The 20331-nt window shown below is 35.5% G+C and carries 19 protein-coding genes; 16 read left to right on the top strand and 3 right to left on the bottom strand.

Annotated elements, in window-relative coordinates:
* Positions 1-21 precede the first annotated feature (21 nt).
* From ABJH90_RS17240 to ABJH90_RS17230, 3 genes are read right to left on the bottom strand one after another with little or no spacing between them, the layout of a single operon-like run.
* Positions 22-798 (bottom strand): polysaccharide biosynthesis/export family protein, encoded by a 777-nt coding sequence (locus tag ABJH90_RS17240; RefSeq protein WP_348140329.1) that lies wholly within the window; start codon positions 796-798, stop codon positions 22-24.
* A 34-nt stretch (positions 799-832) separates the two neighbouring features.
* The gene (locus tag ABJH90_RS17235) at positions 833-2791 is read right to left on the bottom strand and encodes a nucleoside-diphosphate sugar epimerase/dehydratase (RefSeq protein ID WP_348140327.1); all 1959 of its coding nucleotides are present in this window, start codon (positions 2789-2791) and stop codon (positions 833-835) included.
* Complete coding sequence (locus ABJH90_RS17230; protein ID WP_348140399.1) at positions 2788-3876, bottom strand: DegT/DnrJ/EryC1/StrS family aminotransferase; 1089 nt, start codon at positions 3874-3876, stop codon at positions 2788-2790. Before ABJH90_RS17230 ends, ABJH90_RS17235 begins: the two co-directional genes overlap by 4 nt.
* A 554-nt stretch (positions 3877-4430) precedes the next feature.
* On the opposite strand from ABJH90_RS17230, the gene ABJH90_RS17225 reads away from it, so the two are divergent.
* From ABJH90_RS17225 to ABJH90_RS17150, 16 genes are all read left to right on the top strand, one after another.
* Positions 4431-5456 carry an NAD-dependent epimerase gene (locus tag ABJH90_RS17225; protein ID WP_348140325.1) on the top strand — a complete coding sequence of 342 codons (1026 nt, stop codon included), beginning with the start codon at positions 4431-4433 and terminating at the stop codon, positions 5454-5456.
* Between the two features lie 58 nt (positions 5457-5514).
* The gene (gene cysQ, locus ABJH90_RS17220) at positions 5515-6321 is read left to right on the top strand and encodes a 3'(2'),5'-bisphosphate nucleotidase CysQ (protein ID WP_348140323.1); all 807 of its coding nucleotides are present in this window, start codon (positions 5515-5517) and stop codon (positions 6319-6321) included.
* Positions 6321-6752, top strand: a complete 432-nt coding sequence (locus ABJH90_RS17215; protein WP_348140321.1) for a DUF2061 domain-containing protein — start codon at positions 6321-6323, stop codon at positions 6750-6752. Before cysQ ends, ABJH90_RS17215 begins: the two co-directional genes overlap by 1 nt.
* A complete protein-coding gene (gene cysC / locus ABJH90_RS17210) occupies positions 6734-7336 on the top strand; it encodes an adenylyl-sulfate kinase (RefSeq protein ID WP_348140319.1) in 603 nt (200 codons plus the stop codon). The genes ABJH90_RS17215 and cysC overlap by 19 nt, the downstream gene beginning before the upstream one ends.
* Positions 7329-8234, top strand: coding sequence for a sulfate adenylyltransferase subunit CysD (gene cysD, locus ABJH90_RS17205; protein ID WP_348140317.1), 906 nt, complete (start codon positions 7329-7331; stop codon positions 8232-8234). The genes cysC and cysD overlap by 8 nt, the downstream gene beginning before the upstream one ends.
* Before the next feature lie 17 nt (positions 8235-8251).
* Positions 8252-9508 (top strand): GTP-binding protein, encoded by a 1257-nt coding sequence (locus ABJH90_RS17200; RefSeq protein ID WP_348140315.1) that lies wholly within the window; start codon positions 8252-8254, stop codon positions 9506-9508.
* Positions 9509-9673: 165 nt separating this feature from the next.
* On the top strand, positions 9674-10672 hold the full coding sequence (locus tag ABJH90_RS17195) for an SDR family oxidoreductase (RefSeq protein WP_348140313.1): 999 nt from the start codon (positions 9674-9676) through the stop codon (positions 10670-10672).
* Between the two features lie 7 nt (positions 10673-10679).
* A complete protein-coding gene (locus ABJH90_RS17190) occupies positions 10680-12014 on the top strand; it encodes a UDP-glucose/GDP-mannose dehydrogenase family protein (RefSeq protein ID WP_348140397.1) in 1335 nt (444 codons plus the stop codon).
* A gap of 21 nt (positions 12015-12035) precedes the next feature.
* A complete protein-coding gene (locus tag ABJH90_RS17185) occupies positions 12036-13316 on the top strand; it encodes a nucleotide sugar dehydrogenase (RefSeq protein WP_348140311.1) in 1281 nt (426 codons plus the stop codon).
* 219 nt (positions 13317-13535) lie between these two features.
* Entirely contained in the window at positions 13536-14657 is a 1122-nt protein-coding gene (gene wecB / locus ABJH90_RS17180; RefSeq protein WP_348140309.1) for a UDP-N-acetylglucosamine 2-epimerase (non-hydrolyzing), read from the top strand.
* Complete coding sequence (gene wecC / locus ABJH90_RS17175) at positions 14657-15868, top strand: UDP-N-acetyl-D-mannosamine dehydrogenase (RefSeq protein WP_348140307.1); 1212 nt, start codon at positions 14657-14659, stop codon at positions 15866-15868. The genes wecB and wecC overlap by 1 nt, the downstream gene beginning before the upstream one ends.
* Before the next feature lie 208 nt (positions 15869-16076).
* Positions 16077-16556, top strand: a complete 480-nt coding sequence (locus tag ABJH90_RS17170; RefSeq protein WP_348140305.1) for a hypothetical protein — start codon at positions 16077-16079, stop codon at positions 16554-16556.
* A 171-nt stretch (positions 16557-16727) separates the two neighbouring features.
* The gene (locus ABJH90_RS17165) at positions 16728-17207 is read left to right on the top strand and encodes a hypothetical protein (RefSeq protein WP_348140303.1); all 480 of its coding nucleotides are present in this window, start codon (positions 16728-16730) and stop codon (positions 17205-17207) included.
* 250 nt (positions 17208-17457) lie between these two features.
* Positions 17458-18978 carry an amino acid adenylation domain-containing protein gene (locus ABJH90_RS17160; protein WP_348140301.1) on the top strand — a complete coding sequence of 507 codons (1521 nt, stop codon included), beginning with the start codon at positions 17458-17460 and terminating at the stop codon, positions 18976-18978.
* 49 nt (positions 18979-19027) lie between these two features.
* Positions 19028-19261: an acyl carrier protein gene (locus ABJH90_RS17155; RefSeq protein ID WP_348140299.1), complete on the top strand. Its 234-nt coding sequence runs from the start codon at positions 19028-19030 to the stop codon at positions 19259-19261.
* Positions 19258-20328: a ketoacyl-ACP synthase III gene (locus ABJH90_RS17150; protein WP_348140297.1), complete on the top strand. Its 1071-nt coding sequence runs from the start codon at positions 19258-19260 to the stop codon at positions 20326-20328. The genes ABJH90_RS17155 and ABJH90_RS17150 overlap by 4 nt, the downstream gene beginning before the upstream one ends.
* The last annotated feature ends 3 nt before the right edge of the window (positions 20329-20331 follow it).

Here is a 20331-nt window from a genome sequence, read left to right as displayed (position 1 = left end):
ATTTTATAAAAAGGAACATAATTAATTTCTTGTCACAAGAATAACAGCTGATGTGAGCAATACCGAAAATATTGTAACCGCAATGGACGTTTTTTGACTAGTATCCAAAGCGGAAGCAGAAATACCCCTTTTGTTAGGTTCTACATAAACAACATCATTCTGAGTGAGATAATAAACGGGAGATTTTGTCATATTTTTGGAAGTCAAATCGATACGATTATATACTTTTGTTCCCGCATAATCCCGAATAACCAAGACATTATCACGAACCCCGGTGATACTTAAATCTCCTGCTAAACCTATTGCCTCTAAAATAGTTATTTGTTCCCCGATAACAGGGTAAGTTCCTGGTCCATTGACATTTCCCAAAACTGTAACAGTAAAATTCCTTAGTTCTATATTTATTATAGGTTCTTTTAAATATTCTGACAATCGGTCTCTTAGAAGAATTCGCAATTCATCGGGAGATAGTCCCACAACTTTCACTTTTCCGATTACCGGGAAATCAATTTCACCGGCTTGATCTACTAAGTAATCTACTTGCGCCGCTTGACCACTGCTATTTGGGTCTCCTCTGAATAAATTAAAGGGAGCACTTGTTTCGGGATTTAAAGAAGAAACATATATCCCAATAAGATCATCAACTTTGAATTTTGTAATGAGGATATTCGTGTTAACTTGGGTTTCAAAATTGCCTATATCTTGAAAATAAACGACCTCTTCTCTAGTTGCTCCACAAGATAATAGAATTGTTGCTCCAAGAAAAAATAAAAAGATACGGTTGAATACTCTTAACATCTTATATATATTAGATTGCAATTATACAGAAAAATTACGATTGGACTATTTTCTTTTCTTCTTTATTCCCAACATGAGAATCTTTGTCGTAGTTTTTATCCCCAACTTCCTTTTTATCAAGATAGCAAAAGTTAGAATTGTTGGATACAAATTCTGGTACAATTTTTTTCATAAGGACCACTGTATCAGCGTTGAAGAACATATTGGAGACACACAACTCATCAATTCTTGATTGAACATCTGTATAGTCCAAATCCCTTACCTTACTTATCATTATTTTTTTATGGTAAGTCGGCAAGGTATTTTCACCTGAAGCTAAAAGCTCTTCATACAATTTTTCACCCGGTCGTAATCCGGTAACTTTGATGTCTATATCCTCAGGATATTTCAGCCCCGATAGCTTGATCATATTCTTGGCCAAATCAAAGATTTTAACAGATTTGCCCATGTCAAAGATAAAGATCTCTCCTCCTCTACCCATAGCTCCTGCTTCGAGCACCAGTTGTGATGCCTCAGGTATGGTCATGAAATACCTCGTAATATCCCTATGAGTAACGGTCAAAGGGCCACCTTTTTCAATTTGTTTTTTAAATAATGGAATAACAGAGCCATTAGAGCCTAGTACATTTCCAAACCTGGTAGTTATATACTTGGTCTCACTTTTCTGGTGCTTACAGGTTATATACATCTCTGCTATTCTTTTAGTTGCTCCCATTACATTGGTAGGATTAACCGCTTTGTCAGTAGAAATAAAAACAAATCTATCTACATTATAGTTAGAGGACAGATCTACCAACACTTTGGTGCCTGCAATATTAATTTTTATGGCCTCATAGGCGTTATATTCCATCAATGGAACATGTTTATAGGCCGCGGCATGAAACACTATATTGGGCTTATATTCCTGAAAGAGGGTATTCATTCTGTTTTTGTCCCTGATATCGGAAACAATAGGGAAAAAGTTGTGAATCCCGTTTTGTCTTAATTCCTGCTGCAAATCATAAAGAGGCGACTCTGCCTGGTCAATAATGATCAGTGATTTATATTCATAATTAACAATTTGTCTAACAATCTCGCTCCCAATTGATCCTGCACCTCCTGTGACAAATATTACCTGATCCTTTAGATGTCGTGAAATTTTTGAATTCCTAATGTTAATGGGCACTCTATTTAATAAGTCCTCGATCTGTACCTGTTTTATCTGAGATAATTTTAATTCTCCGTTTATCCAGTGGTCAACCGGAGGTACAATTTTAACCTGTACCTGAAATTCAACTAAACTTTCTACTAGTTCTTTTAAGAAAGTATTGTCTATATTATGAATGGAAACAATAATTTCGGCAATATTCCTCTTATCTATAAAGAATGCTGTTAACTCTTCTCTCCCATAGACTCGTACTCCATTTAAATTTTTTCCTAGTTTTTTGCGATCATCATCTATATAACCTATTACCTTGGAGTTGCTTGCAGTATGGCTTGTAAGTGCATTATAAGTCAAAACACCTGCCTCACCTGCACCATATATCAGCACATTCTTTGATACTTTAAATCCACGAATCAGATTATAATACAAGGACTTAAATATATATCTGGAAGTTGTAAGTGCAATAAAACTAATTAAACTATGAATTATGATAATAGACAAAGGGATGGTGAAATCCTCCATAAAATTCACCTGTCTGTTTACTATAACCAAAAATATGGTTAGAATACTGGAAAGGCAGATGGCATTAAATATGTTATAGACATCCTGCACACCTGTATGCCGTATAACACCTTTATAGGAACCCGTAACAATAAAGGCGGCCCCGGCGATAATAGCAACCAGGGGCAATTGAAATAATAGTCGTTCCGTATCAAAATTCAGGGTTAAATTAAACCTGATGAAATAAGATAAAACAAAAGAAATGCAAATTAAAAATATGTCAATACCCAAAACCAGCCATTTAGAGGCATATCTATGGGCATTGTTTAAGAGATAATTTTTAATCATAATACTACTTTAAGAATTAGGGTAACTATTCTTTCCAAATCTTCCTTACTAAGATTTGAACCACTGGGCAGACATAGGCCACGCTCAAATAAATCTTCTGCGGTTCCGTCAGTAAACCTGCGATACTTTTTAAAAACCGGTTGTAAGTGCATAGGTTTCCATAAAGGTCTGGACTCAATGTCCTCTTCCAATAGTGCAAGGCGTATTTTTTCCCTGGTTTCAAAGGAAGGTGTAAGGATGCACGTCAGCCATCTGTTACTATAATAACCTACAGGTTCCATTAAAAACTCTATTTCCGGACTGTTATTTAAATTACTCTTATAATATTCAAAATTAGATCTTCTCGCTCTAACCCTGTCATCCAAAACTTGCATTTGTCCTCTGCCAATACCTGCAAGCACATTACTCATTCTATAATTATATCCAACATGAGAATGTTGATAATGTGGAGCTTCATCCCTTGCCTGGGTGGCCAGGAAAACGGCTTTATTTTTTATATCTTCTTCTTTAGTCACCAAGGCACCCCCACCCGATGTGGTTATTATTTTATTTCCATTAAATGAAAGTATCCCAATATTGCCAAAACTGCCACATTTATTATCTTTATAGGAGCTTCCCAATGCTTCTGCACTATCTTCCACAATAGGAATATCGTATTTTTCAGAAATTTCTTTTATCTCATCAACCTTATAAGGCATTCCATATAGATGAACAGCAACAATAGCCTTTGGCTTTTTACCTAATGCCATTCTGTTAATGATTGCTTTCTCCAATAAAGATGGGGAAATATTCCAGGTATCTCTTTCGCTATCAACAAATACAGGTGTCGCACCAAGATAAAGAATAGGGTTGGCTGATGCAGAAAATGTAAAGCTCTGGCAAATTACTTCATCCCCATGTGAAACTCCTAAAAGTTCCAAAGCCAAATGAATGGCTCCTGTTCCGGAACTAAGTGCCGCAACATGAACATCGTTTTGAATATAATCCTCAATGGCCAGTTCAAATTGGTTGACATTTGGCCCTAAAGGAGCAACCCAGTTAGAGTCAAAAGCCTCTTTAACATACACCTGTTCCATCTCACCCATGTGGGGAGATGAAAGCCATATCTTAGTTTTTATTGCAGTTTCCAAATCGATTTTTAAGTATAAAGTTCTGGTTGTGATATATCTAATTGCAAATTTAAAATTAAAATGAATTTAAATCAGAAAATAATATTGATTCAACTATTCGCCAAAGTCTAAATTTAATTCGATTAAGTACAAAGTTTATACTTTTGATTCATATCCAAAAATCCAATTTCATTATATTCAGTTTTTTATGAACAAAACTATAAACACTTAAATTTCAACGTATAATCTAATTTATTGTTCTTACCTAATTAATTATATCTTAGGGGCTCATCCTAAAAAAAGAACAATTGTTTGGAACGCACATTATATCTTGCACGTTCGTTTTATTGGGGGAAGTTTACAAGGTAATCAATAATTTTCACAGGATATCGCTTAAAAACATTAAATTTCATAGCATGTATACAGTTGATGATCGTTATAATTGTTTATCTCACATAATTTTGTGGTAATTTCGAATTCAATAATTGAAATTCGCTTTTATGATCCTTAATTGATCATATATTTAGATAATGAAAATTCTAGTCACCGGGGCAGCCGGATTTATCGGGTTTTTTGTGTCCAAAAAGCTATTGGATAAAGGGCATACTGTAGTTGGCATTGACAACATCAACGACTACTATGATGTGCAACTCAAATACGACCGACTGGCTCAACTGGGAATTGATCGAAATAAGGCAGAAGCCTACAATTCAGGAGCAAATAGTTCTTCAGAACCTGAATTTTCGTTTATACGACTGAATTTGGAAGACCGGGAAGCTCTACCCAGCCTCTTTAAATCTGAAAAATTTGATGTGGTTTGTAATCTGGCAGCTCAGGCGGGAGTTCGCTACAGCCTGGAAAATCCGGAAGCCTATATAGATAGCAACATAGTGGGGTTTCTCAACATTTTGGAATGCTGCCGACACTATAAAATAAAACATTTGGTTTATGCCAGTAGTTCCAGTGTTTATGGACTAAACACAAAAATTCCTTTTGAAACTACCGATAATGTAGACCACCCAATAAGTTTGTACGCCGCTACCAAGAAAAGCAACGAATTAATGGCCCATACCTACAGTCATTTGCATAAATTCCCTACCACCGGACTTCGATTTTTTACCGTATATGGCCCATGGGGAAGGCCAGATATGGCTATGTTTCTTTTTACCGATGCCATTGTTAAAGGAGAAGCTATAAAAGTATTTAATCAAGGGAAGATGGAGCGGGATTTTACTTTTATAGATGATATAACCGAGGGAGTTGTAAGGGTGATTGAGGGTTCAATTGAAAACAGAATTGCATTAAATAAACTGTACAAGGTGTACAACATTGGAAATAATAGTGCCGTAAAACTGCTCGATTTTATTGCTGCTATTGAAAAAAGTCTGGGCAAGGTTGCGTTAAAAGAAATGCTGCCTATGCAACCCGGTGATGTAACCAGAACATGGGCCAATGTGGATGATTTAATAGAGGATTATAATTATAGCCCAAGTACCCCAATTGAAAAAGGAGTACAAAATTTTGTAAATTGGTATCTTAACTTCTACAGTAAATAGTAAACTTTAATTGATTAATACAATTCAAATATCGACTTTTGCCTATTAAAAAATTAAGATGACTCAACCTAATAATCTTTTACAACTTGCAATTGCTGCATCTATTAATGCAGGTAAGGCAATACTTGACATTTATTACAAACCGGACTTTGTATCCGAATTAAAAAATGATAACTCTCCCTTAACTGAAGCAGATTTGGCAGCGAGTAAGATTATCAATAATTACTTGGTAGATACCCCTTATCCCATTATCAATGAAGAAATTAAGAATAAGGACTATGCCGAGCGTAAAATGTGGGAAACCTGCTGGATTGTTGACCCGTTGGACGGAACAAAAGAATTTATAAAAAGAAATGGCGAGTTTACTGTGAATATTGCACTATGTAATAATGGTGCTCCAGCAATAGGAGTTATTTATGTCCCGGTATCCAGAGAATTATACTATGCTGATGTAACATCACATAGCGCATATAAAACCATTCTTGATGAAAACCATGAGCTTAATTCTGAAATTTTAAATGAAGATGATCGTATATTTCCCTCAAAACCAAATAATTCATTGATACGTGTAGTGGGAAGTCGTTCACATATGAATGACACTACTCTTGATTTTATTAATGAAGTAGAGAAAAATTATGAAAAAGTGGAAATTGTATCCAAAGGAAGTTCTTTAAAATTCTGTTTAGTTGCCGAAGGTAAAGCCGATGTATATCCCCGCTTTGCACCTACGATGGAATGGGACACGGCAGCAGGACAGGCAATTTGTAAGGCAGCCGGACTTAAGGTAATCTCCAGGAAAACAAATGAAGAGTTGGAATACAATAAAGAAAATTTATTGAATCCTCATTTTATAGTAAGCATTTAATGCCTAATATTTCCCATAAAAGACATCTTGCCAAGACTATTACCTGGCGTATAGTGGGTACCATAGATACCTTTGTATTGTCCTGGTTAATATCAGGTAATCCATTAATCGGACTTAAAATTGGATTTTCGGAAGTTGTTACTAAAATGCTTTTGTATTACTTGCATGAACGAATATGGTTTAATATTGGCATTCGTAATAGCCGGAAAAGACATATAATAAAAACGATAACCTGGAGAATAATTGGTACTTTAGACACTATTTTGTTATCCTGGTTTATCACAGGAAATCCATTTACTGGTATAAAAATTGGATTGGCAGAAGTGATTACTAAAATGATTTTGTATTATTTCCATGAACGTGCCTGGTATCGCATTAACTTTGGTTTGGAAAAATCGGAAAGGAAAAAAAGATGGAAAAAAATATTGTAGCACATACTTATAAGATAAACAAGGAAAGCAGAAGAAAATCAAATGGACATAACTCTTTTTTGATTTTCTTTACTGGTTTATCCGGTTCTGGCAAGTCTACAATTGCTAATGCACTTGAACAAAAATTATTTTCTGATGGAATAAAAACCTATGTATTGGATGGAGATAATGTGCGCAGGGGAATCAATCAGGGACTAAGCTTCAGCCCGGAAGACAGATCGGAAAATATTAGAAGAATTGGAGAAATATCTAAATTGTTTATAGATGCAGGAATAGTTATATTGGCAGCATTTGTTGCACCTTATGAAAAAGACAGACAGCATATAAAAAAGACCGTTGGAAGTAAAAACTATGTTGAGGTATTTGTTAATACGAGTTTGGAAGTCTGTGAAGCCAGGGACGTTAAAGGCTTATATAAAAAGGCTAGAAAGGGATCTATAAAAAATATGACCGGTATTTCGGCGCCTTATGAATTACCAAAAAATCCTATTGCTACCATTACCCAAGAAAATACCATTGAGGAATCTGTTGCAATCATTTATGACAAAATCAAAAATAAATTAAGACTCCAGGAGAATGAGTAAATATTTTTTAAACTATTTAGACGAATTAGAGTCGGAGGCCATTTATGTCTTAAGAGAAGTCTGGGCACAATTTCAAAATCCTGTAATTCTTTTTTCAGGTGGAAAAGACTCTATTTTAATTACCCATCTTGCAAAAAAAGCTTTTTATCCGAGTAAGATACCGTTTGCATTAATGCATGTGGATACGGGGCATAATTTTCCCGAAACCATAAAGTTCAGGGATGATCTTGTGGGTTTGCTTGATGTTCGGTTAATTGTAGGCTCTGTTCAGGAGTCTATTAACCAGGGACGCGTTGCAGAAGAAAAGGGTAAGCACGCCACTAGAAATGCGCTGCAAATAACAACTTTATTGGATACTATTGAATCAAATAAAATAGACTGTGCTATCGGTGGAGGTAGAAGAGACGAAGAGAAAGCACGCGCAAAAGAAAGATTCTTTTCGCACCGGGATGATTTTGGGCAATGGGATCCCAAAAACCAACGGCCGGAATTGTGGAATATATTTAATGGTAAACATTTTGAAGGAGAACACTTTAGGGTGTTCCCTATTAGTAATTGGACGGAAATGGATGTTTGGAATTATATTAAAAGGGAACAAATAGAAATACCATCGCTCTATATTGCACATGAGAGGGAAGTTGTCTGGAGAAACGATTCCTGGATTCCAAATTCTGAATTCCTGACTTTGCATGACAATGAAAAAATAGAAACCAAAAAGATCAGGTTCCGTACGCTGGGCGATATAACGATTACCGGTGGTATTGAATCTGAAGCTGATTCCCTGGAAAAAATTGTGAATGAAGTTTCGGCTATGCGACAGACAGAACGTGGTAACAGAACAGATGACAAACGATCTGAAAATGCCATGGAGGATAGAAAAAAACAAGGATATTTTTAAAAAAATAGAAAATTTTTATGAAAATTAATAATAACCAGTTATTGCGATTTACCACCGCAGGAAGTGTTGATGATGGAAAAAGTACATTAATTGGTCGCTTGTTATACGATTCCAAATCTATTTTTGAAGATCAATTGGAGGCCATCGAAAACACAAGCAAGCAAAGAGGTCACGATGGGGTTGATCTTGCCTTATTTACGGATGGATTAAGAGATGAGCGCGAGCAGGGAATCACTATAGATGTTGCCTATCGCTATTTCACAACTCCCAAAAGAAAATTTATTATCGCAGATACGCCTGGGCATATTCAATATACCCGGAATATGGTAACCGGTGCATCTACCGCAAATGCCGCAATTATTTTGATTGATGCCCGGCACGGGGTGATTGAGCAGACCAAACGACATGCTTTTATTGCTTCCCTTCTAAATATCCCGCACGTTATAGTGTGCATCAACAAAATGGATCTGATAGACTTTAAAGAAGAAGTGTATAATGATATCATTAAACAATTTGAAGCATTTTCTTCAAAATTCATTGTGAGGGATATTCGTTTTATCCCTATTAGTGCTCTATTGGGTGATAATGTAGTGAACAGATCGGAGAATATGCCCTGGTATCGGGGAGGAGCATTATTACATACCCTGGAAACCATACATGTTAGCAGTGATTATAATAAGGTAGACGCCCGTTTTCCGGTGCAAACTATCCTTCGGCCTCAACGCGAGGGATTCATAGATTATCGGGGATATGCTGGTCGAGTTGCAAGTGGCGTCTTAAGAAAAGGTGATAAAGTAACGGTAATGCCTTCCGGATTTACATCGGTCATTGATTCTATCCAGGGAGCTTCGGGAATGCTTGAGGAAGCTTTTGCTCCCATGTCTGTTTCTATTACATTACAAGACGATATTGATATTGCAAGAGGAGATATGATAGTAAGAACCACCAATATTCCGGAATCATCACAGGATATTGAAGTTTGGTTATGTTGGTTACACAATAATTCAGCCAAACCCAGGGCCAAATATGCCATCAGACATACTTCCAACGAACAAAAGGCAATGATAAAAGAAATAGTATATAAGATTGATATTAATACCCTGGGGCGAAATACTGAAGACAAAGATTTGAACATGAATGATATATGTAAGGTCAGAATTAGAACTACCAAACCTCTAATGATCGATCCATATCGTGAAAATAGATCTACCGGTAGTATCATTTTAATTGATGAAAACACCAATGAGACCGTTGCGGCAGGTATGATTACGTAAAAAATAACTTTAATGAAAACCGAATATCACTACCTTCGAAAAGTAGTATATGGTAATTGGAAAATCAATTATACCAAGCCTATAGCGATTATTAGGGATAGTTGATATAAAAAACAACATTAAATTCCAAGGTTTTGTTGATCTTTGCACCTGTAAATTCCAATAATGAACATTAAAGAACTTAACCTTAATTCCAGGTATAAAATTCTGGTTACCGGCGGTGCAGGTTTTATAGGCTCTAATTTATGTGAATCTCTACTTGAAAATGGAAATACCGTCCGTTGTCTGGATAATTTTGCGACCGGGAAAAGAGAAAACATTGATCCCCTCTTATATAATCCAAAATTTTCAATGCTGGAAGGGGATATACGAAACCTTAGTGAGTGTAGAAAAGCATGTGAGGGGATAGATTATGTCTTACACCAGGCCGCTCTAGGTTCAGTACCTCGTTCCATAAAAGACCCTATTACCAGTAATGAGGTAAATGTATCCGGATTTCTTAATATGCTGGTAGCAGCCCGTGATGCAAAGGTAAAACGTTTTGTCTATGCAGCGAGTTCTTCTACTTACGGTGATTCTGAAAATATGCCGAAAATTGAAGATATAATTGGGAAGCCTCTTTCCCCCTATGCCATCACTAAATACGTTAATGAATTGTATGCAGATATTTTTTCCAAAACCTATGGAATGGAGACTATTGGCCTTAGGTATTTCAATGTATTTGGTCGTAAGCAGGACCCAAATGGGGCCTATGCAGCTGTAATCCCTAAATTTGTAATGCAATTAATGCAGCACGAATCCCCGGTTATTAACGGAGACGGCAGCTTTTCGAGGGATTTTACCTATATAGATAATGTACTGGAAATGAACATTAGGGCCATGGTATCCGAAAATCCTGAATCAGTTAATACTGTCTATAATGTCGCCTATGGCAAACGAACCGATTTAAATGAACTAGTGGGGCTCTTAAAAGACTATTTAAGTAAATTTGATGCAGAAATAACCAATTTGAATGCTGTGTATGGTCCCAACAGGCAAGGCGATGTTCCCCATTCCCTGGCCTCAATAGAAAAGGCAAAAAAACTCCTGGGGTATACCCCTCAATTTGACCTAAAAAAAGGATTAAAAGAAGCCGTTACCTGGTACTGGCAAAATTTAAAATAAAATTATGATGAACCTAACTGTAATAGGAACAGGTTATGTAGGCTTAGTTAGTGGCACCTGCTTTGCCGAAATGGGTAACAATGTTACTTGTATTGATATTGATGCCAGGAAAATAGCTGACCTGAAGAAAGGGATCATACCTATTTATGAGCCCGGATTAGAGGCCATGGTCAAAAGAAATGTGGACAATAACACCTTACATTTTAGTACAGATCTGAAATTGAATTTAGACAAGTGCGATATAGCCTTTATTGCTGTTGGTACTCCAATGGGTGAAGATGGGTCTGCGGATTTGCAGTATGTATTACAGGTGGCTTCGGAAATAGGCAAGCATATGCATCACCCTCTAATAATAGTTGACAAGTCCACCGTACCGGTAGGTACGGCTGATAAGGTAATTGCTGCCATTGAAAATGAACTAAAAAAGCGAAATAAAGAAATTGAATTTCATGTAGTGTCTAATCCGGAATTTTTAAAGGAAGGTGATGCCATAAACGATTTTATGAAGCCCGACCGTGTTGTAATTGGTTCGGATGACAAAGCCACTACTGAAAAAATGCGCGCATTATACGCTCCTTTCTTTAGGAGTAGTATGGATCGATTGATAACTATGGATGTCCGATCAGCGGAAATGACCAAATATGTGGCCAATGCAATGTTAGCAACAAAAATTTCTTTTATGAATGAAATTGCCAATATCTGTGAGTTGGTTGGAGCGGACGTGAATAAAGTTCGGATTGGGATCGGCTCTGACAGTAGAATTGGATACAGCTTTATCTATCCGGGAAGTGGTTACGGCGGCTCTTGTTTCCCGAAAGATGTGAAAGCACTTCACAGGACGGCCGCAGAACACGGTTACAAAGCCGAACTTATAAATGCGGTAGAAACCGTAAATGATCGGCAAAAATTAGTAATTGCAAAAAAAATAATTTCTCGCTTTGGAGAAGACTTAACAGGAAAAACGTTTGCAGTTTGGGGATTGGCATTTAAGCCACAAACTGATGATATGCGAGAAGCACCAGCCATTTATATAATAAAAGAACTTACTAAAAGGGGCGCTGTAATTAAGGCCTATGATCCAAAAGCCATGGAAGAAGCAGAGCACTTTTATCTAAAAGGTGTACCAAATATTAGTTATCACCATTCTAAATATGACACAATAATAAATGCAGATGCCATGATTTTATTGACAGAATGGAAGGAATTCAGATCTCCGGATTTTGAAGAATTGAAAAGTCAATTAAACGAACCCGTTATATTTGATGGTCGCAATCAATACAACGATTCAAGTCTTAAAAAACAAGGCTTTGAATACTATCAGATTGGGAAAAAACAGATTTAAAATTTTAATTATTCCTTAAACATGGGCAAGACCAAAATAGCAGTAATTGGGTTGGGATATGTAGGCCTACCCTTGGCACGTCTTTTCGCTACAAAATATCCCGTAATTGGTTTTGATATTAATTCCGATCGAGTAGCAGAGCTGCAATCTGGCAAAGATAGTACTCTTGAAGTAGAGGATAACATTCTTCGTGCAGTGTTAAAAGAAGATCCCAATATGGAAACTGGCTTATACTGTAGTTGTGAAATGGAAGCAATAAAAGATTGTGATTATTATATAGTAACCGTTCCAACTCCGGTTGACAGCACTAACAGGCCTATTCTGACCCCCCTATACAAGTCGAGTGAAACTGTGGGTAAGGTTTTAAAACAAGGAGATACAGTCATTTACGAATCAACCGTTTATCCGGGGGTTACAGAAGAAGAATGCGTTCCTATTTTAGAAAATAGTAGTGGTTTAAAATTCAATAAAGATTTTTTCGTGGGTTATTCCCCAGAACGTATCAACCCGGGTGATAAGGAACACACTGTTGAAAAAATATTAAAGGTAACTTCGGGTTCTACTCCTGAAATAGGAAAAAAAGTTGATCAGTTGTATGCTTCAGTTATTATGGCCGGTACCCACCTGGCTCCTAGCATTAAAGTCGCCGAAGCCGCCAAGGTTATTGAAAATTCTCAGCGGGATATTAATATTGCTTTTGTTAATGAGTTGGCAAAAATATTCAATTTAATGGCTATTGATACGCATGCCGTTTTAGAGGCTGCAGGCACCAAATGGAATTTTATACCATTTAAACCAGGCCTCGTTGGCGGGCATTGTATTGGGGTTGATCCCTATTATTTGGCACAAAAGGCCCAGCAATTTGGATACCACCCGGAGATTATATTAACCGGGAGAAGAATGAATGATGGTATGGGGAAGTATGTTGCTTCTGAAGTTGTAAAATTAATGGTTCAAAATGATATCAAGGTAAAAGGATCAAAAATATTGGTTCTGGGTATTACGTTTAAAGAAAATTGTCCGGATGTTAGAAACACTAAGGCTGTTGATGTCATAAATAACCTAAGGAGTTATGGTACAGATGTGTCCATATATGATCCTTGGGCCTCACCTGTAGAAGTAAAGCATGAATATAATATGGATACTTCGAAGGTAATGCCTAATGGTAAATATGATGCAATCGTACTTACGGTGGCCCATGAGGAGTTTCTTCAAATGAATCTTAGGGAAATGCTTAAACCAATTGGGGTTTTATATGACGTAAAAGGATTCTCAAATGAGAGAGTCGACGGTAGACTTTAAATAAATATTTCTTGATTTTAAAAAAATAAATCATCATTAAAACGATTGTTTCTAACTTTATTTCTTTTAGTCTTTTATATTGGTATCGTAACTAATTAATTGGATTAAGATTTGCCATATTAGTTACTTTTGACATTATTATAGCAATTTCGAGGTAGTAATACCTTAAAACTCATGCTATTAATTTAATAAGAAACTGTAAATGTATTCCCAACACGAATGAAAAAGAAAAATCTAATCATATTCGGAACACGTCCTGAAGCGATAAAAATGGCTCCGTTGGTAAAAGAGTTTTTAAAAAATCCAACTTTTGAAACAAAGGTATGTGTAACTGCACAGCACCGTGAAATGCTCGATCAGGTCCTGGATTTTTTTGAAATTACACCGGATTTTGACCTGAACCTTATGAAACCGGGTCAAAACCTGTATGGCCTGACAGCTGCTATCATTACAGGGTTACAGCCTGTTCTTGAAGAATTTCAACCGGATTATGTTTATGTCCATGGGGATACAACCACCACAATGGGATCCAGTATCGCGGGATTCTATTCAGGCGCAAAGGTATGTCATGTTGAAGCAGGATTACGGACCTTTAATAAACTTGCTCCTTTTCCCGAAGAAATAAACCGAACCATTACAGGGCATATTGCCGACTATCATTTTGCCCCTACACAGACTTCTTTTGATAATTTACGGAACGAAGGAATTTCAAAGAATAACATTTTAATTACCGGTAACACGGTTATAGATGCCCTATTCGAGAGTGTTTCCAGAGTGGATAACATTGAAGATCCTGAAATAACGCAGCTAAAGAACGAGCTCGATTTCACTAAACGAATCGTTTTGGTTACTGGTCATAGAAGGGAAAATCATGGGCAGGGCTTTATTAATATTTGTGAAGCCTTAAAAGAAATTGGGAAAACAGTAGATAATGTACAGATCATTTATCCCGTTCATTTAAATCCAAAAGTGCAGAAACCTGTATATGATATTTTAGGCGACCAAGACAACGTTAAACTAATTTCCCCACTTGCGTATCCAGCCTTTGTTTGGCTAATGAAAAATTGCGAGCTCGTAATCACTGATAGTGGTGGTGTACAGGAAGAAGCTCCTAGTTTGGGTAAACCCGTACTTGTTATGAGAGACACAACAGAGAGACCAGAAGCAGTGGATGCTGGCACCGTAATTCTAGTTGGTACTGATAAAAATAAAATTGTTGCAGAAACTTTGGATTTGATGCAGAATTCAGAACGTTATAAAAAAATGAGCAAGCTCCATAACCCTTATGGAGATGGAAAAGCCAGTAATCGAATTGTTGAATTTATCAAAAATTTGGGGTAATGAATAAACCAGAAGTAGTAATGATTGGTCTTGGCTATATTGGCCTGCCAACAGCAGCTTTAATAGCAGAAGGAGGAACCTATGTACATGGGGTTGACATCAACCAACAAGTAGTGGATACAATCAATAGGGGTGAAATCCATATAGTGGAGCCATCTTTAGATACTTCTGTATCTAACGCAGTAAATAAAGGATTTTTGAAAGCTGCCACAACACCTGTTGAGGCAAATGCATACTTAATTGTTGTTCCTACACCTTTTAAAGACAAAAATGAGCCTGATATTTCTTTTGTCCATTCTGCCACCACAGCAATACTTCCATTGCTAAAAGAAGGTGATTTATATATAATCGAATCTACTTCTCCCATAGGTACTACGGAAAAGATGATGACCTATATATATGAAGAACGTCCTGAGCTCACTGGAAAATTACATATTGCATATTGTCCTGAACGCGTATTACCCGGCAATGTGATGTATGAATTGGTGCACAACGACCGTGTTATCGGAGGGATTGATAAGGTCTCAACGGAAAAAGCCGTTGCTTTTTATGCCAAATATGTAAAAGGAAAATTGCATAGAACAAATGCACGGACAGCCGAAATGTGTAAATTGGTGGAAAACTCGTCCAGAGATGTTCAAATAGCCTTTGCCAACGAATTGTCGTTGATTTGTGATAAAGCAGATATTAATGTATGGGAACTCATTAATTTAGCGAACAAGCACCCCAGGGTAGACATTTTGCAGCCCGGATGTGGTGTTGGAGGGCATTGTATCGCGGTCGACCCCTACTTTATCGTTTCTGATTATCCCATGGAATCGAAAATTATTGGAACTGCAAGAGAAGTAAACAATTACAAATCTTTCTGGTGCGCTGAAAAAGTTCAAAATGTTAAATTACAATTTGAATTGCAGCATGGAAGGAAGCCTACAATTGCGTTAATGGGTCTGGCTTTTAAACCGGATATTGATGATCTAAGGGAGTCCCCTGCAAAATACATTGTACAACGGGTTTTACAAAATGCGAATAATGAGGAATATTATATTGTAGAACCTAATATAAATGAGCATAACGTATTTAAACTTACAGACTATAAACCGGCTTTTGAAAAGGCCGATATCATCGTATTCCTTGTTGCCCATAAAGAGTTTAAGATGTTACCCAAAAGTAAGGACAAGGTGATGCTGGATTTTTGCGGCATCTACAAGTAGATTTTTATTTTATTGATTTGTGAATTCCAATTTACAATTTGGTTATATTATTTTGGTCCATTATCGAGGTTTAAAGGTTTTTAACCTAAATATTATCATTAAGAAAATGAAATCGTTTTCTTTACACAATAAATGGACTATTATTTCATTTTAAGGATAAGATAGTAGCACTTCAAAATCAAGAGTTAAGCAATTTATATTTATTCAAATGAAAAAAGATTATTTAGATAAAGTACAAACCATCGATAGCATTATAAAAGCAACTTATGATTCTATGGGCGGCGAACCAGGAGAAGCCAGGGATTGGGATTTGTACCGGTTTTTGTATCATCCTAATGGTCAGATGATTCGCTATGAAAACGATTTTGTAGACGGAGAATTAAGGCCTCAATATATGTCTCCAGATGACTTTATAAATTCAATTGGTAAGTGGATTGCAACTGTGCGAAAAACAGGTTTTTATGAAAGAGAAATTCATAGAATTACTAAAGTCTATGGTAATACAGCACATGTTTGGAGTACCTGTGAATCTTTTCATAGTAAAAATGATATGAAAGAAAACAAGCCCTATGTAAGAAATGTACATAGTGTACAATTAGCATATTATAAAGAAAGATGGTGGGTTCTTAGTATGTATTGGTCCAGAGAAACAGACGAATTTCCTATTCCAAAAGAATTTCTGGAATAATACTTTCAATTTTCAAAACTAAATACTTCTAAAATATAGCTTTAGAGAATAGATAATCAAGTCTATATTTTTGAAAAACTATAAATAGTAAAAAACTTACAGGATGCCTGTTCTGTTTTTTAATAACATTAATTCCTGAATAAATTTATAACCTAAAACAATAAAACAATTATGAAAGAAGAGTATTTAAAGAGTGTTCAAACCATGGATGATATTATAAAAACTTCTTATGCTTGTATAGGGGGAAAAGCATATGAACCCAGAGATTGGGATTTCTATAGGTTTTTATTTCATCCTGAAGGAAAATTAATCCGATATGAAAATGATATGGAAGGCGTATTAAGGCCTCAGTTTTTATCTCCTGACGAATATATTAATGGCATTGGAAAATGGATGGAGACTAAGCGGACAACGGGCTTTTATGAAAGAGAAATAGGCAGGGTCGAAGAAACTTATGGTAACATAGCGCATGTCATAAGTACTTGCGAGTCTTTTCATAGTTTAGAAGAGATGGAAGCCAACACGCCTTATGTGAGAAATGTTCACAGTATTCAATTAGCTTATCATAAAGAAAGATGGTGGATTCTTAATATGTATTGGCAACGTGTTACACCAGATTTTCCTCTCCCAGAAAAGTATTTGGGCTATTAGCTAATCATGTGACTGATCTTAATATTATTAATTAAATTATACAGAAACATTACAATGTAATGTTTCTGTATAATTAATAACTTCAAAACATATTCTTCAACATTAGGTACTGACTTATTGAATAATAGAGTGAAAATTTGAATAATATTATAAGTAAACTAAATTTTCAATTTAAACACTTTGGCGTTATAATGAAATTATTCATAACCAGTAGCTACTATTGTCGCTTTATTTGTATTAATGCTCTAATATGATAAAGATTAATTTAATTGAATATTTTGAAAATACTGTTGATTTATTTCCTGATAAATTAGCACTTGTCGACAGTACCTCTCAATTAACTTTTAAGGAGCTCAAGCAAAAAGCGAAACTTGTTGCAACTCAAATATCTAAAAAGAAAAATTCAATTAATAGCCCTGTTGCTATTTATTTACCCAAAACCAATGATGCAATTGCTTCATTTTTAGGCACTTTATACAGTGGCAATTGCTATACTCCATTGGATACGAAAAATCCTATCCCAAGAATTGAAGCCATTTTAAAAGCATTAAATCCATCATGTATTATAACAAATGATAGGTTTATATCGAACATAAAAAAATGTAATTTAGATATTGATGTTATCAACCTTGATGAATTAGAACAAAATAACAATATTGACGAAAGTTTTAATTATCAAAAATGTATAGATACGGATCCCGCATATATATTGCATACCTCAGGTTCTACAGGGGTACCAAAAGGAGTTGTTATTTCACATTTGTCCATTATTGATTATATAAATTGGGTAGTTGATACTTTTGACATAACGGAAAAAGAAAAAATTGGTAATCAAACCCCATTCATATTTGATATGTCTACGTTAGACATCTATCTAATGATTTTTAAAGGTGCAACACTCTTTATAATTCCTGAACAGAAGTTTATGTTTCCCGCTACTCTGTTGGATTATATAAAAGAAAATAAGATAAATTTTATTTTTTGGGTTCCATCGGTTTTGGTCAATATCGCTAATCTCAAACTTCTTGGTTCTATTAGTATTCCAACAGTAAAAAAGGTATTATTTGGTGGTGAGGTTATGCCACCTAAGCACTTGGGTTATTGGATTAAGAATTTAGATGAAAATATTGTTTATGGAAACATGTATGGCCCCACTGAGATAACAGGTACATGTATTTGTCATATTGTTGATGAGTCATTCAATGAAAATGAGTCTTTACCTATTGGTAAGCCATGTAGAAATACTGATATATTAATACTAAATGAAAAGGATGAACTTTGTAAAGTTGGAGAGAAAGGTGAATTATGTGTTAGAGGGTCTTCACTTGCCCTTGGTTATTGGAACAATTTTGAAAAAACGAACGCTGTTTTTGTTCAAAACCCATTGAATAAATCGGTACCTGAAAAGATATATAGAACTGGTGATATTGCTTTTTTAAATGAAAAAAGTGAATATATTTATATAGGTAGAAAAGATTTTCAAATAAAACTATCGGGGTACAGAATTGATTTAGGGGAAATAGAACATTATATTTTAAGTGTTTTTGACACTATAAATGCAGGAGTATTTTTTGACAGAGCCAAAAATGAAATTGTTTTAATATACGAGTCTGAAAATGAAATATCCATTAAGGATTTTAGATTAAAACTGGCACAAGTTTTGTCAAAACACATGATTCCAACAAGGTATATTAAAATGGACGTTTTACCTAAATCAACAACTGGAAAAATAGATAGAGCTTTATTAAATAAAAAAATAAATAATACATAATTTTATCAAATAAATGGAAGCTTTATTAATTAATTATATTTAATTTATTTTGAAGAAAAAAATATTAGACTTTCTAACTGAAATTAGACCGGAGTTCGACTTCGCAGCATCTAGTAATTTTATTGAAGAGGGTATGTTGGACTCATTTGATATTGTAAGTTTAGTTGCTTCACTAGATGAAGAATTTGGAATTTCCATTGACGGAACAGAAATTATACCGGAAAATTTCTCAAATGTCGATAGTATTTTTCAATTGCTAATTAAAAATGGTGTTACAGAATGAACCTAAAATTTCATAATAAAAAAATTACGGGCATCCTTACAGTTTTACCCGAAAATGAAGTCAATTTTGACGACGAGATCGATAATTATGACTTCTCAAGAGGTCAATCTATGAAGCTCAAGTTGATTATGGGCTATGGAAAGCGCAGAGTGGTCAAAGAAGGGACAACGGTGTCGGATCTGTGCGTATTTGGCATGAATTATCTTTTTGATAACAATCTTTTAAAAAAGGATGACATAGATGCTCTAATATTAGTGACGCAATCCCCAGATTATTTTGTGCCCGCAACCAGCCATATCATTCAAGGTAAGCTCAATCTAAAACAGGATATGATCTTGTTAGACATCAATCAAGCTTGTTCTGGCTATCCCATAGGTCTAAATCAGGCTTTTATGTTATTGGAACAGGATGAGGTGAATAAAGTGGTGGTATTGAATGCCGATATCATGAGCCGTAAGGTTTCAGTAAAAGATAGAGGTAGCAGACCAATAACCGGTGATGCCGCCGCCATCACAATTGTTGAAAAAAATCCGTCTGATAATATTATATATGGCACCGTAAACGTAGATGGAAATGGTGCTGATGCGCTGATAATTCCGGCAGGTGGTTTTAAGATGCCATCTACACCAAAAACTGCAGAATTGGAAACAGATAGTAGTGGTAATTCTAGAGCGTTGGACCATTTGGTCATGAAGGGGGACGTTGTTTTTAATTTTGTTCAAAAAGAAGTTCCTCCCATGATTGAGAACTTACTGGATAAGGCAGGTAGCAACAAGGACGAAGTAGATTATTATATGTTTCATCAGCCCAATAAATTTATGCTAAAAAAACTTGCTGATAAAATGGGGATTCCTTATAGTAAAATGCCAAACAATGTTGTTGAGAATTTTGGCAATTCCAGTGGTGTTTCCATTCCTACCTGTATTACTTACAATGTAGGCGAAAAACTAATGACGGATTCTTTTTTAATTTGTATAGCCGGGTTTGGAGCAGGTTTGAGTTGGGCCTCATTACTGATGGAAATGGGTAATTTAGATTTTTGTGAAACTATTGATTACGATAATTAAACC

Origin of the sequence: Eudoraea sp. (assembly GCF_039969275.1) — a bacterium.
Taxonomy (GTDB): Bacteria; Bacteroidota; Bacteroidia; order Flavobacteriales; family Flavobacteriaceae; genus Eudoraea.
Note: the sequence above shows the minus strand (reverse complement) of the source record. Positions and strands in the feature narration are given on the sequence as shown.

Bases quoted from the DNA above. Each gene is read 5' to 3' on its own strand.
- ABJH90_RS17165 (WP_348140303.1), top strand. From the start codon at position 16,728: ATGAAAGAAGAGTATTTAAAGAGTGTTCAAACCATGGATGATATTATA.
- ABJH90_RS17185 (WP_348140311.1), top strand. From the start codon at position 12,036: ATGGGCAAGACCAAAATAGCAGTAATTGGGTTGGGATATGTAGGCCTA.
- ABJH90_RS17215 (WP_348140321.1), top strand. From the start codon at position 6,321: ATGCCTAATATTTCCCATAAAAGACATCTTGCCAAGACTATTACCTGG.
- ABJH90_RS17230 (WP_348140399.1), bottom strand. From the start codon at position 3,876: ATGGGTGAGATGGAACAGGTGTATGTTAAAGAGGCTTTTGACTCTAAC.
- ABJH90_RS17195 (WP_348140313.1), top strand. From the start codon at position 9,674: ATGAACATTAAAGAACTTAACCTTAATTCCAGGTATAAAATTCTGGTT.
- cysC (WP_348140319.1), top strand. From the start codon at position 6,734: ATGGAAAAAAATATTGTAGCACATACTTATAAGATAAACAAGGAAAGC.
- ABJH90_RS17160 (WP_348140301.1), top strand. From the start codon at position 17,458: ATGATAAAGATTAATTTAATTGAATATTTTGAAAATACTGTTGATTTA.
- ABJH90_RS17170 (WP_348140305.1), top strand. From the start codon at position 16,077: ATGAAAAAAGATTATTTAGATAAAGTACAAACCATCGATAGCATTATA.
- wecB (WP_348140309.1), top strand. From the start codon at position 13,536: ATGAAAAAGAAAAATCTAATCATATTCGGAACACGTCCTGAAGCGATA.
- ABJH90_RS17225 (WP_348140325.1), top strand. From the start codon at position 4,431: ATGAAAATTCTAGTCACCGGGGCAGCCGGATTTATCGGGTTTTTTGTG.
- ABJH90_RS17190 (WP_348140397.1), top strand. From the start codon at position 10,680: ATGAACCTAACTGTAATAGGAACAGGTTATGTAGGCTTAGTTAGTGGC.
- cysD (WP_348140317.1), top strand. From the start codon at position 7,329: ATGAGTAAATATTTTTTAAACTATTTAGACGAATTAGAGTCGGAGGCC.
- cysQ (WP_348140323.1), top strand. From the start codon at position 5,515: ATGACTCAACCTAATAATCTTTTACAACTTGCAATTGCTGCATCTATT.
- ABJH90_RS17150 (WP_348140297.1), top strand. From the start codon at position 19,258: ATGAACCTAAAATTTCATAATAAAAAAATTACGGGCATCCTTACAGTT.
- ABJH90_RS17235 (WP_348140327.1), bottom strand. From the start codon at position 2,791: ATGATTAAAAATTATCTCTTAAACAATGCCCATAGATATGCCTCTAAA.
- ABJH90_RS17200 (WP_348140315.1), top strand. From the start codon at position 8,252: ATGAAAATTAATAATAACCAGTTATTGCGATTTACCACCGCAGGAAGT.
- ABJH90_RS17240 (WP_348140329.1), bottom strand. From the start codon at position 798: ATGTTAAGAGTATTCAACCGTATCTTTTTATTTTTTCTTGGAGCAACA.
- wecC (WP_348140307.1), top strand. From the start codon at position 14,657: ATGAATAAACCAGAAGTAGTAATGATTGGTCTTGGCTATATTGGCCTG.